The organism is Leptospira broomii serovar Hurstbridge str. 5399 (assembly GCF_000243715.2).
In the GTDB taxonomy this organism is placed as follows: Bacteria; Spirochaetota; Leptospiria; order Leptospirales; family Leptospiraceae; genus Leptospira_B; species Leptospira_B broomii.
This window is the reverse complement of sequence record NZ_AHMO02000004.1, coordinates 444774-457233: the sequence shown is the minus strand read 5'-3', so window position 1 is coordinate 457233 and position 12460 is coordinate 444774. Positions and strand designations below refer to the sequence as shown.

Here is a 12460-nt window from a genome sequence, read left to right as displayed (position 1 = left end):
TTTCTCTAAAATTTCTCGATCATTAAAAATAAATCTCTAGTATAATCCGTAGCCGTTTGAAGCATCCAACCCGCAAAAATTACGATTACGACGAAAATGGAGAGAAGTTTGGGAACAAACGCGATCGTCGGCTCCTGGATGGAAGTCGTTGTCTGTAAAATTCCGATAATTAAACCTACGATCATCGCAGTCAGAAGGATCGGCGATGAAAGCTTTAATGTGACAAAGAGCGCATCTCGAATCAATGTTATAGCATCGACTTCGGTCATTTATAACTCCTTACCAGCTCGTAGACGATTAAATTCCAACCGTCCACTAAGACGAATAAGATAAGTTTAAAAGGAAGACTCACCATGACCGGAGGGAGCATATTTAAGCCCATGGATAATAGCGCCGAAGCGACAACCAGATCCACTACGATAAACGGAATGAAGATTATGATTCCGATCCAAAACGCTTTTTTGATTTCGGAAAGCATAAAGGCGGGAATTAAAACATAACTCGGAACATCGTCAAAGGATTCCACTTTTTCCACTTTTCCGATCTTTAAAAAAAGAGCCACGTCCTTAGCGCCGCTCGGACCTATCTGACGAATCATGAATTCGCGCATCGGAACCATGGATTTATCGAAAAATTCGTTCGTATCGATCTTTCCGTTCATGTAAGGCGTAAGCGCCTTTTCATAGACGATATTCAAAGTCGGCGCCATGATAAAGAAGGTCATGAATAATGCCAAACCGACCATTACTTGGTTGGGAGGTAGGTTTTGGATGGAGAGAGCTCGCCTAACAAAGTCCAATACGATAACAATTTTAGTGAAGGAAGTCAGAGACATCACGATTGCCGGAGCCAAAGAGAGGATCGTAACTAAGAAAAGAATCATGAGAGAAAGACTCGTCTCTCGAGGGCCTTTTGCTTCGTTCACGTTAATACCTAGATTCGGGATGGGAATCCTAGGCGCGGTTGATTGCGCGAATATCTCCCCTCCTGAGAAAAGAAATAGCAGCGAAACTGCGAAGATCGGTGTGCCTATCGCCCACATAATCTTTTTATGTCTCTTTAATGAAGAAACCAAAATTCGCGTCCTATTTTCAATATATCCACCCAACTTACCCACCCTAATTCACATCAAATAACCCGTTTTCAAGGTTATTCCGTTCTCGTTTGATCTCGTCCAATTTTTGTTTCAGCTTTTTCTGCTTTTCCTTCCTCGCTCCAGGTTGTGGCTTCAGTAGAGTTTCTTCCGTAGAGGAAGTTCCGCTGATTTTGGTGTTTAGATCCTTCAACTGAGCCAAGACGGAAACCAAGAAACCGCCTTCAGGAGGCCGGAATTCATCCTTCATTCGTTGGAGTCTGGATTTTGTTTCAGGATCGGTTATTTCCGAAATTAAGCTGATTCCGCTATCGGCAACGCCTAATACAAAAATCTGGCCGGTTACTTCCACTATCTGAAGCTGCTTATTCGGTCCTAATAAGAGACTACTTAATAAATTCATCTCGTCTCTAACCGGCAGCTTTGCATCACGTGATGCCGCTATCGTTTTTAAAATCCAATAAACGCCGCCGCATAAGATTCCCAGAACCAATACGATTCTAAATAGAATACCGCCCAGGCCTGGCCCTTCCGAGACCGGTTTATATCGCTCTTCCACAGGATTGACTGCCGGAGTCGTCCCGGTTTCCTTTCCTGTCTCAGCAGGCTTCTTTTCCGACTTCTCGGCGCCATCGGCTTTGGACGTATCTCCTTTTAGTTCTTTTTTTAGGAGTTCATCCATTGCCTCCCGATCGGTAGCCTGAGCATGAATGTTTAATGATCCCGATAAAACGCAAAAGACTCCGATCGCAAAAGCGAGGGAGCCGAAGCGAAGAAGCGGAGATTTGTAAAAAAGAATCCTTCCGTTCATCCGCCTCCTGATTCCGGCTTGATCCTATCCGCCGGACTGACAATGTCCGTTACACGCACACCGAAGTTCTCGTCAATGACGACTACTTCCCCTTTGGCAATCAACTTTCCATTAACAAGTAAATCCACCGGTTCACCGGCAAGCTTATCTAATTCTATAATCGAACCTTCGCCCAATCCCAAGATGTCTTTTATATACATCTTCGTTCTTCCTAACTCGACTGTCACGGACATTTGAACGTCCATGAGGAGGTTTAAGTTCGGAGCTCCCTGGGCCCCGCTTGCAGTGGCTAAATTCGGGAAGGACACTGAACGCATTCCTACCTGAGCACCACCTCCGCCTCCACCCATTCCGCCTTGGAAGCCGCCTCCGCTGAAGTCTCCGCCTCCGCCACCCGATCGTTTAGATAAGGAAAGAATATCGCTAGCCATCGACAGTGAGAGCAGGAATTGGACTCTGAAGGAAGGCAAACCTTCGATCGCCAAATTAAAGAACGTTCGGACGATTGGATCGCCTTCCGGTAAAACAAGAGCTGCCGGCGAAGTGACATGTCTCGTTTCTGCAGGGGATCCGTTCACACCGCCGCCAGTCTTTGCGGCTATCTGAGACTGGAGCGCTCCCATAATAGGAGTCAAGCTATCCTTAAGAGTCTGTAGCTGTCCCTCGTCCAATCCACCCGAATCGAAACCGCCCATCATCATATTAGCGATACGAGCGGCATTATCAGCTCCCATCGCTAATGCAACTCGACCGTTTAAACTACCGGAATAAGTTGAATATAAAATAAGCGTATTTGCCTTCAATTCGGCTTCTATGTCTTTCCTAGTCTTAGCTTCCGTGGTAGGATTCATGAAGCTAGAGGTTTTTGAAAGAATCGCGCCTAACGTGCTACCCGCAGTCTGAAAACACTGGGAAAGAAAATCCGACAGGAGATCCCGGTCGACGGGCGACAAGCCCGGAACTTCCTTCGATCCTCCTGCAGCAGCCATGCTACCTGGATCGAATGTTTCATTGGCACCCGCTAATAGTGCATCTATTTCTTCTTGGGAAAGGGACCCTTCACCCATATTAAGGACTCTCTATGAATTTTGGATAAGGAGACATAATAAAAAGAATTTTGTCGACCCCTTTTTTCTCTTGCACCGAAAAACGGGGCGTTTTGAGCATGTCTTATCGAATTTTAACCTCGTTATTAGCAAAAACAAGAAAAAAAGGTTCGATTTTGACAGGGTGTATCTTTTCGAAAGGGAACGCGCGAGAAAGTAAAAATAAAGGCAGGAGCTCCAACATAGGGAGGACAGGAAAATGGATTGTCGAAAACAGACTTCTGTGATACGAAGCTAAAAGAATTTGCGGGGAGGGGTACCACCGATCCGGCCCCCGCCCAGTAGGGTGGGGAATCCTTCCGACCCAAACAACACCCCGACTAAGGAATTCCTAAATCCCCCTCCTGCCCTTCCCAAAGCAATCGAAGGGAGTCGAAACTGTAAATTCCGGTATTATGATAATCTCCCCAAACGAGATTGATAGCGTATCGACCGACTTTGGAAAATGAAAGTAGTCTTGCCTCTTGAATCGTTCCTGTCGTTGCGCCGACTTTTCCTCCATGCCCTCCTCTACAGACCACGCAGGGACAACGCTTACGAAGATCCAATAAGGAATATTTCGAAAGAACTCCGTCTTTCCACGCAATATATAACGAATCCTCGTCGAATTCTATCGTATCCGGCGTGGTTGATTTTAAGCTCAGAGTCAAAGCCATTACCTCGGTAACTGCAGGAGTTTTTTTCGGAAATGTCCGACGGTGGTTCCGTAAGTGATTTTTTCGTTCAAAGGAATATCAGAAAAATCAAATGTATCTCGTTCTAATATCAGGATGACAGTGGAGCCCATTTCGAATCTCCCCAATTCGGCTCCCTTATCTATCATGATCGAAACGTCCTTATATTCCTCTTCCTTAGGAGTGCGAATCAAAGTGTTCGTTACGATTTTCTTATCATACGTTACTCGAATCCTGCCGACATTGGATGCTCCGACCTTTATGACGGCAACTAATCCGTATTCCGTTTGCAGAAAGGTGATTAATCTTTCGTTCTTAGGAAAAAGTCCTCGAATACCGAAAACCGCCAGCTCGTTGACAGGAAATAACTTTCCAGGTTCATAATAATATCCTAAAATTCTCCCGTATGCCGGGGAATGAATCCTATGGTAATCCTGCGGAGAGAGATAAAATGTTATGTATTTTCCGTTTTGAAATCGCGATAAATATTTTTCTCCGCCTAATAACTCTTTCAGATTGTAATCCACACCTTTTGCCTGAAGGATTACCTGCTCGTGAATGTCTCCGAATCCGGTTACCTTCGCGTCGACGGGAGAAACTAGGGCGTTTTCATCAGAATCGATTATACGCGCGCCCGCTTTTAGTGCACGGGTGAAGAACTGATTCAAGGAATTGTATTCCCGAATCCCCAATTCGGCTTCGTCCAAATTAATCTTATACGCTTTCGCAAACGCCTTTAAAATCGGAATCATAATATATCGAGGAAGGCGTAATGCCGCCAATAGACCGAAAAGTAGAGACACTAAATTTTTTGGGAGAATTGAAAGAAGTAGCAAATAGAAGTCTTTGAAAATTTCGTAATGTGCCCCGCCCTCGATCAATTTTCTTAGCTCGGTCTGTGCCACCTTTACGAGTAGTACTAGACTGATTAACACGGGCACTGCCGTTATCAGTGCAAGAGAAAAGCCGATTCCAAATATTTGGAGTAGGACTTCCTCTCCGAATTTTAAGTAACCGTACGCGGATCCTAAAATCGAAACGATAAACAGGATTCTATAGGCGTTGGCGAACTTTTCTCCGAAAATATACCGAGCGTTTTGTTCTCCCGTATAAAACCAGCCGGCAATGGCAACTACTGCGAACATTAGAAAGGACGCAAAGAAAGCGATATGAGCCAAATCCGTCGGTCCGTTAACTAAAATTCTCAGAAAAGAAAGAACACCTTCCAGATCTCTAACTCCGAAGGAATACAAAGCATAAATGACTAGGGTAGCGACGATAAACCCTTCGAAGAAAGTAGCCAGCATGCTGACGAGCCCTTGTTTTGCGGCATGATCCGTTCGGACGACTCCGGCGACTCCGGCGCTCTTACCGATTCCGGTCTCCGTAGACAGGAAGAACATACCGGTTCCCGTACTAAAAATCCGAGCTATCGAAAATCCGCCGCCTAATAACAACGTGACCGGACTAGTGGCGTCTTTTGCCACCACTTCAAGAAAAGAATAGAAACTAGTCAGTTGACTCCCGAAAAGTAGGAAAAAACCGGCAAAGAAAAGAAGTAATCCGATAGGTGCGAGATATCCAGCTACTCTTCCGATTCTTCGGATTCCTCCTAAAACGACAAAGACAACGATGATGGAAATAAGCACAGGGACGGTCATACCCTGGATATCAAAACCTCGCTGTGCAAAAAACGAAACCCCCAGCATGGGGATGGCGCCGCCCATCGAAAGAACCGTCAACAACCCCGCTAGAGAAAACGCAATTGCCAACCATCTTGCGCGAAGAGCTTTTTCAATAAAATACATTGGGCCGGACAAGTATCGGCCGCTTTCTAATTTGATTCTAAATCGTATCGCTAGCGTGGAAGAAACGAATCGCAGCGGCATGATTAAAAAACTAGAAATCCAAATCCAAAGTAAGACGCCGGGGCCTGCCAAAACTAAAGCTAAGCCTGAACCCAATACCGCGCCCGGAAGCAAGGAAGAACCGGTTCCGGCAAAGAAAGCTTGGGAATGAATTAATCTTCCGCGAGAACCTTTATAATCCATATTTCCGGAAAAAATTTTCACGGCTAAAAATAAGAAGCGAATTTGAGGGAACCTTAATCGTATTGTGAGGTACAATCCTATAAACAGAAGGAAGTAAAAATACGGTTTGAGAAGGTCCAAATCCAAAAAAGGAAATAGTTTTGTAGTTAGCATCCCAGTTTACGTTTCCTTGCAAATAAAGACTTTTAGAATAGAGATCCCGGGAAAACGGTGCCAGTATGCCGGGTTCCTGCAAGGATTTCCCGAATAGAACCAAATCACCACTCCTTTTTAAATCGGAAATGCAATCTAATTCAACCTCACGCAATTTCTATTTTCTCTTCGTCGGTTTCTTACTACTCCCTACTCTACTTTACGGTGAGGACGCTGCGATTCCAAAATTCAAAGAACTCCCGGAGGAAAGACCTGCCCCACCCGAAGGAAACTGGGAATTCGGGGCAAGATTCGGCGCAGGAATGAGAGGACAAAATCGATTTGATCATAATCTGAACGGTTTTTCTTCGACGTTAGATCCTCGAGTTCCATCAGAAACTAGGGAAAGAAACGACCGCACGATGACTCAAGGCGAGATTCTTATTCGGACCAGATTCGCGGGTAATTTCAAAGTGGGTGTGCTTGGCGGGTTTCATTACTTTAGAAATTTCGGACTCACAAATATTACCGGTGATCCTTTTTACACTCGTTTAAACTTCGGAATGGAAAGCCTATATTTTTTAGCGATGGTTTGGCAAGACGGGCGCGTGAACAGGTGGCTCAATTGGGAGGCCGGATTCGGCGGCGGATACACCAAAGCCCTATGGATTTCGAGAGGTTATGCGACAAACGGAAAGGAATACTTTCAGCAAGACGGAAACTTAAGCGGCACCGGTATCGAGTTTCGTTTAGAAGGTTCCTTATCCACTCCCGTTACGAATCATATTTCTTTGAGTGCAGGCGTATTTCTTTCCTGGATTAACATCGCGTCCTTTGACGGTTCCTTCAACGGAAGCTCATCCAGTATTTATATTCGACAAGACGGACGGGTCACTCCCTTAACCGAATCCGCAAATCAAACGAATATTCTACTCTCTCAACAATATTCCCGCAAATTAGATATGCAATCAGCCTACGGGGGAATATTCTTCGGAGTCAATTACCGGCTTTAAGATTCCCCGATTAGTTAGCTGCCGATTCCGAGAGTAGATGAAACTGGGGAGCGTTTTTATATTTGGGCTCTTCCAATTTATCTTTCATTTTGCGTAAAGTTTCGTACGGAATATCGACTACGACAAAATTAGCGATCGATGAAGGGATGCTGCCTCCCGGTTCGCTATGAACCTGGTATGTAACCTCGACTTCGTCTCCCTTAGGCACGAATTTCCAATACCCTTTGATTTTACCTCGGACGATTCCTTTTTTTTCCGGTACGATAGAATTAGCGGCAGGTCTCAGAGTGTAAGTTACAGCACCAGTCGCCTTATCTAAGGAAAAGGTCGAGTGAACTATAAAATCACGATCGTCTAACGGCCAGGGGACCCCGTTTAAAATATAAATATATCTCTCTTTTGGATTCAAAATTTTTATTGCTTCCGACTTCTTGCAATCCTTCAACCAAGTCGTATAGGAAGGATTGTCGTCCAGTAGAGCCAGCACTGAATTCAAACTCGCCTTGACTTTCGTTTTTCCACGAAATTCCTTTAGTTCGGAGCCTTCCACATTTCGCGTGTGAACGGTCACTCCGTTCTTTTCCTTAGCCAAATCCCAAGCGAAAACTTGAAACGGAAAAAAGGAAATAAATAGTAAAAGAATGATTTTATAAAACATTGACATCGCCCCATCGATCGGAGTTGGATTCTTACTCGAAAAAGAAAATCGTCAATACCTTTTCGAACGTAAGCGAGCGTTCGATTTTCTCGGATCGTTGAAAATTAACGGGAACCTTTCATATATCGAAGGAGGAAGGTTCCCGCTTGTATTTTAAGGGTTTTTGCAAGTATTTGATCAAAAGTACTTTATTGCCTTTATCGTTGAATTTAACCACATCAAAGACTTTCCGAGTCATCATAATCCCACGACCATGAGTATAGCTTTGCTCGTTCAGCTTTTCGCCGTCCAGATTCAGGATTTTCTTAAAGTCGAACCCTTCTCCCTCGTCGTAAATTTCGAACCCGATTCGCTTCGAATTTAACGAATACGCGACTTTTACGGATCTAGCCCCGTAAAACACCTCTTTCTGTCTCTTTTGAATGAACTCCATATAATTACCTGATTTCATTGCATCAGTTTTCTCATCAAAGCTGATGCCTAGATTTCCGTGCTCGATCGCATTGATCAAAACTTCCCTTAGACATATACGCACCGCTGTCACGACTTCGGAGCCCACGAATTGAGTCAAATTTGCGGTTAATTGGCGACTCAAGATATCCGCGTTCCTTAGATAATTGTTCACAGTAAAATTCATACTTTCACTTTGCAAAAATCGAGAAAGAATATCTTCGGAGATTTCGGAAACCTTTCCTAAAACCATTCGCGTTCCTTCCGCATCGAAAGACTGTAATCGAATTTTTACCGGTTTAGGTTCCATAACGTATTTTTGACTGAACTCCGAATGAAACTCGACCGTCTTTCTGAGTTTGAGATGCTCTTCTAATTTTTCCTTCGCTAGAAATAGATTTAAGGAACCTTCCGGACCTTCGGGAGAATATATCAAATCCAATAAGCTCTTTCCCTTTACTTCCGCGGGACGATGTCCGGTTAATCTCGATAGAGTTCGATTGGCATCTTGTATTTTTCCCTCTTGATCTAAAGTTAGTAAAAGTTCTTCAGCGCCTTCGAATAAATTCCGAAAACGCATTTCGGATTGCTCTATCGCATGCTTGGCGTTGTTTAGATCTCCGACTTTATTCGTTAAATTTATAGAAAGTTCGTTCACACGATCCGCGAGGGACATCGCGATCAGTAGCACATGCAATACGGATCCTATTTCAACTCCCCAGTTTACGATTCCGATCGTATGCGGAAGTATACCGGAAAACTTTAATAGGTATAGGAATGTTCCGATGATAAGTGCAAACCAAGCTCCTAAAAAGAAGGCGGCATATTTCAAATTTCTGGATAAATTCTGAAATCCTACAGAGACGAGGCAAATCAATCCCAAGAAAGCGATCGGAAAATATAAGGCTAATCCGACTCGAACCGGCAAGAAATATCCGGCTACCGTTAAAAACGCGGAAGAATAAACGACGCCTAAAATCAGGATATTGAATCGAGGATGGCGTCTCTTCGTATCGAAATAAGTTCGAATAAAATCGGCGGCGGTTGCGACTGATAAAAACGTAAACGATGCGACGCAACGACTCGCCCATGTAGTGGCGCCGGGCCAAAAAAATTGCGAAGCATAGCCGCACATAATCCATTGAACAAAAATTCCGGCGGCTACATAGGCAGAAAACGCAAAATAAATCTTTTCCTTTGTCGAAAGAAAAAGAAAAAGATTATATAACACCATAACCAAAATCGCACCGAAATATAAGCCCTGCAGAATTTGTTCCGAATTTACTTTGGAAAAAAAATCCTGCCGTTTATAGGCAAAGGCGGCAAAATTTACCGCGCTAGTCGTTTCAATTCGGATGAGTATTCGATCCGTGGAATGCGGAGGAATTTCGAATGGGAAACTTGGAAACCGATAAAAGATCGGCCTCTCCTTAAAAGAAATGGAATCTCCCGCACGATAGATCGGATGGGAGCTCCCCGAGGCTTGGTACACTTCGATTTTATCCAGATAAGCGTATCGAATTTCTAAAATCCAGGAAAGAGTTTCGTTACCCGAGTTCTCGACTGGAATAGAGAACCAATATGCCGACGAACTGTAGCCGAAGGAGGGAGAAGAAACGGGTTGAAATTCAGCGATCTTTAATACTTGAGGGTATGGAGTCGAGCGGCCGGAATCTTCCCAAACTTCCGAATGGTTGCTTAGGGGAATCCCGTTCGACGGAATTTTGAAAGTATCAAAGGCTAAAACCGGGAGGGTATGGAAAGATAATAGGAATATAATGCTTCTAAGAAGGATAGAGCGTTTTCCAATTTCCATTGTACTTTCAAGAATGCCCACTCTTTCTCCTTAAATTCGTAATTGAAGGGAGAAGATTGACTTGATGCCGATCGGCATCAAGTCAAAATCGGAGTTTACCCTTTTTTAGTTTTCGACGCCGCGTCCTTTATTAAGCCGGCTGCAATTTCGTTTCTTTGGATTTGGCTGGTTCCTTCATAAATTTGGAGAATCTTCGCGTCACGATAATACTTCTCTACCGGATATTCCTTGGTATATCCATATCCCCCGAAAATCTGAACGGCGTCGGAAGCGACTTGTACCGCAGAATCCGACGCATAGCATTTTGCCATGGCTGAGAATTTTGCCGCATCCTTATGCATAGACTCGGCATAAACTCCCGCTTTATACGTCAGTAAACGGGATCCTTCTATCTTAATAGCCATGTCAGCAAGCATATGCTGAATCGCTTGAAAGGATGAAATAGTAGTACCGAATTGTTCTCTTTGGCGAGCATAATCGATAGCAGCGTCAAACGCTCCTTGCATAACCCCGACCGCGCCCGCCGCAACTGCGGGACGAGATAGAATCAGAGTCTTAAAGGCATGTAAAAAACCTTGGTTTTCCTTTCCACCAAGAAGGTTTTCCTCGGGAATTTCGCAGTCTTCCATAATCAATTGTCTAGTCTCGGAACAACGAATTCCTAGCTTATCTTCTTTCTTTCCGAAAGAAAAACCCTTTGTTCCTTTTTCGATGATGAAGCAGGAAATTCCTCTCGGTCCCCGATCCTTGTCCGTCATTGCAAAAACGGTATATACGTCTGCCTGTCCCGCGCTGCTAATCCATTGCTTGGTCCCGTTTAGAACGTATCGATCGCCTTTCTTAACTGCAACCGTCGTCATAGATGGAACATCGGATCCTGCATTCGGCTCGGATAGTCCGAAGGCCGCCGTCTTCTCGCCCGATGCTAATAGAGGTAGCCATTTATCTTTCTGTGCTTTCGTTCCTCCGACATCAATCGGTAATGCGCCTAGTTTCGTGGATGTAAAAGCCGTATTTACGCCGAGACATCCCCAAGAAACTTCCTCGGCGAGGATAATTCCACCCATCATACCATAACCTAATCCGCCATGCTCCTCGTCGAATAGAGCCTGATATAATCCGGCTTCCTTAAATTTCTGTAAAATAGGCTTAGGGTATTCGTTATTTTCGTCGTAATGCATTCGATTAGGAACGACTTCCTTTCGTACGACATCGCGGGCTAAATCGCGTAATTGTAAGAGTTCTTCCGGAAGATCAAATTGTAGGGCTGATTGCAAGAGTTGTTTCTCCTTGGCTATTTCGCTATGGGGTTTTTCCCTATGCTTGGCCTAGTTTTCTCCTTCCCCCCTTAGATAGCAAGCGGTTGCGATTCAAAAATGAACCATTAAGTTTGGTTGATATGAAAACGACTCATTTAGTTTTATATACGAACAAAAACGGAAAATTAAAAACCGGCTTTGATCATCGCATAACCGACAAGAATCGGAAGGCTTGCATATCGAACGGATTCCCAGATGATTGCTTTCCTTCCTCCTTCTAATAGAATTCCTAAGGAGAAGAATGAGAAAGTAATCCAGAGCGAGGCAAGCAGGAAAATTTCAACGTCCAGAATTCCTTTTTTAAAGAATCGTAGCGCTAGCAAAGTAATCGTCGCCAAAATAAAAAATTGTACGATCGTATATATTTTCCGTTCCGAAGAAATCTGCGGATCATAAACTTTCAATCGCTCCCGACTTACTACAGGAATCTCTTTTGTTCCCCCCAATGACGACGGCCTCCAATCCGGCTTTTGAATAAGAAGTAAAAACTTATCTTTCCAATTCGGAGCAAGGCTTATCAAATTCCATAAATCTAAATAAACATGCAGATTCGCGGTTAAAGGATTGAAGGTCCCTAACTGTGTAGTCAGACCGTACACCGGCTCGGATGTTTCTTCCGCATAAGTTCCAAACCATTTATCCCAAAGGATCAGTATTCCTCCGTGATTTTTATCCAAATATTGGAGATCTCGTCCATGATGCACTCTATGATGCGAGGGTGTGAGAAAGACTCTCTCTACCCAGCCAAGCTTTCCGATTAGGCGAGTATGAACCCAAAATTGATAGATTTTGAGAATCCCCTGACAAAGCAAAAACGCCCACCAGGGAACTCCCGCTATCGCAAGGGGAAGATTAAAGGTATATTCGAAAATTCTCTGAAAACTGGATTGCCTCAATGCCACCGATAAATTGAATTCCTCGCTGGAATGATGAGTTACGTGGCAAGCCCAAAGAAAATGAACTTCGTGCGTTGCCCGATGAAACCAGTAGTAGATAAAATCGACCGCCAAAAGAATCAACAGCCAGGATAACGCCTCAGCCCACCTGAATTCTAAGCCACCTGCCCCTCGAATTATAGGAGATCCCTCGGGAAGCTCTGAAAAACCCCAAAGCTGCTGAATCGAAAAATGAACTCGAACTTGTTCGTAGATCCAGAGAGATCCGAGAGTCACGAAGACTCCCGTAAGAGAGAAGAGTATGCCGGTACCTAAATCGGTGATCGTATCATTCCAGCGATAAACGTTTTGCTTTCTTCCAATATAAGCCTCGGCCAATATAAGAATCAAAAAGAACGGAACCGCTAAGTCTATAATCGATTCTCCCATTATCAAACCTCG

The 12460-nt window shown here is 44.1% G+C and carries 11 protein-coding genes; 1 reads left to right on the top strand and 10 read right to left on the bottom strand.

The genetic code is table 11. The features are described 5' to 3' along the window. Positions 1-5 precede the first annotated feature (5 nt). From fliQ to asd, 6 genes are all read right to left on the bottom strand, one after another. Complete coding sequence (gene fliQ, locus LEP1GSC050_RS02260) at positions 6-269, bottom strand: flagellar biosynthesis protein FliQ (protein WP_010569447.1); 264 nt, start codon at positions 267-269, stop codon at positions 6-8. Then, positions 266-1042 carry a flagellar type III secretion system pore protein FliP gene (gene fliP / locus LEP1GSC050_RS02255; protein WP_010569446.1) on the bottom strand — a complete coding sequence of 259 codons (777 nt, stop codon included), beginning with the start codon at positions 1040-1042 and terminating at the stop codon, positions 266-268. The genes fliQ and fliP overlap by 4 nt, the downstream gene beginning before the upstream one ends. A 76-nt stretch (positions 1043-1118) precedes the next feature. Next, positions 1119-1904 carry a FliO/MopB family protein gene (locus LEP1GSC050_RS02250; protein WP_010569445.1) on the bottom strand — a complete coding sequence of 262 codons (786 nt, stop codon included), beginning with the start codon at positions 1902-1904 and terminating at the stop codon, positions 1119-1121. Further along, positions 1901-2971, bottom strand: coding sequence for a flagellar motor switch protein FliN (fliN, locus tag LEP1GSC050_RS02245; protein WP_010569444.1), 1071 nt, complete (start codon positions 2969-2971; stop codon positions 1901-1903). The genes LEP1GSC050_RS02250 and fliN overlap by 4 nt, the downstream gene beginning before the upstream one ends. A gap of 359 nt (positions 2972-3330) precedes the next feature. Then, the gene (locus tag LEP1GSC050_RS02240) at positions 3331-3666 is read right to left on the bottom strand and encodes a DUF971 domain-containing protein (RefSeq protein ID WP_010569442.1); all 336 of its coding nucleotides are present in this window, start codon (positions 3664-3666) and stop codon (positions 3331-3333) included. Further along, positions 3666-5888: an archaetidylserine decarboxylase gene (gene asd, locus LEP1GSC050_RS02235; RefSeq protein ID WP_010569441.1), complete on the bottom strand. Its 2223-nt coding sequence runs from the start codon at positions 5886-5888 to the stop codon at positions 3666-3668. Before asd ends, LEP1GSC050_RS02240 begins: the two co-directional genes overlap by 1 nt. 65 nt (positions 5889-5953) lie before the next feature. On the opposite strand from asd, the gene LEP1GSC050_RS02230 reads away from it, so the two are divergent. Continuing rightward, complete coding sequence (locus tag LEP1GSC050_RS02230) at positions 5954-6880, top strand: LIC_11366 family protein (RefSeq protein WP_010569440.1); 927 nt, start codon at positions 5954-5956, stop codon at positions 6878-6880. A 10-nt stretch (positions 6881-6890) separates the two neighbouring features. Here LEP1GSC050_RS02230 and LEP1GSC050_RS02225 read toward each other — a convergent pair whose 3' ends face one another. The 4 genes from LEP1GSC050_RS02225 to LEP1GSC050_RS02210 all read right to left on the bottom strand — a co-directional run bounded on the left by LEP1GSC050_RS02225 (position 6891) and on the right by LEP1GSC050_RS02210 (position 12448). Next, positions 6891-7538, bottom strand: coding sequence for an START domain-containing protein (locus LEP1GSC050_RS02225; RefSeq protein ID WP_010569439.1), 648 nt, complete (start codon positions 7536-7538; stop codon positions 6891-6893). Between the two features lie 118 nt (positions 7539-7656). Beyond that, entirely contained in the window at positions 7657-9804 is a 2148-nt protein-coding gene (locus LEP1GSC050_RS02220; RefSeq protein WP_040910842.1) for a 7TM diverse intracellular signaling domain-containing protein, read from the bottom strand. A gap of 95 nt (positions 9805-9899) precedes the next feature. Further along, positions 9900-11081: an acyl-CoA dehydrogenase family protein gene (locus tag LEP1GSC050_RS02215; RefSeq protein WP_010569437.1), complete on the bottom strand. Its 1182-nt coding sequence runs from the start codon at positions 11079-11081 to the stop codon at positions 9900-9902. Between the two features lie 167 nt (positions 11082-11248). Beyond that, positions 11249-12448, bottom strand: coding sequence for a sterol desaturase family protein (locus LEP1GSC050_RS02210; protein WP_010569436.1), 1200 nt, complete (start codon positions 12446-12448; stop codon positions 11249-11251). Positions 12449-12460: the final 12 nt, after the last annotated feature.

Coding starts and splice junctions, on each gene's coding strand:
- LEP1GSC050_RS02240 (WP_010569442.1), bottom strand. CDS start 3,666: ATGGCTTTGACTCTGAGCTTAAAATCAACCACGCCGGATACGATAGAA.
- fliN (WP_010569444.1), bottom strand. CDS start 2,971: ATGGGTGAAGGGTCCCTTTCCCAAGAAGAAATAGATGCACTATTAGCG.
- fliQ (WP_010569447.1), bottom strand. CDS start 269: ATGACCGAAGTCGATGCTATAACATTGATTCGAGATGCGCTCTTTGTC.
- fliP (WP_010569446.1), bottom strand. CDS start 1,042: ATGTGGGCGATAGGCACACCGATCTTCGCAGTTTCGCTGCTATTTCTT.
- LEP1GSC050_RS02250 (WP_010569445.1), bottom strand. CDS start 1,904: ATGAACGGAAGGATTCTTTTTTACAAATCTCCGCTTCTTCGCTTCGGC.
- LEP1GSC050_RS02230 (WP_010569440.1), top strand. CDS start 5,954: ATGCCGGGTTCCTGCAAGGATTTCCCGAATAGAACCAAATCACCACTC.
- asd (WP_010569441.1), bottom strand. CDS start 5,888: ATGCTAACTACAAAACTATTTCCTTTTTTGGATTTGGACCTTCTCAAA.
- LEP1GSC050_RS02210 (WP_010569436.1), bottom strand. CDS start 12,448: ATGGGAGAATCGATTATAGACTTAGCGGTTCCGTTCTTTTTGATTCTT.
- LEP1GSC050_RS02225 (WP_010569439.1), bottom strand. CDS start 7,538: ATGTTTTATAAAATCATTCTTTTACTATTTATTTCCTTTTTTCCGTTT.
- LEP1GSC050_RS02220 (WP_040910842.1), bottom strand. CDS start 9,804: ATGGAAATTGGAAAACGCTCTATCCTTCTTAGAAGCATTATATTCCTA.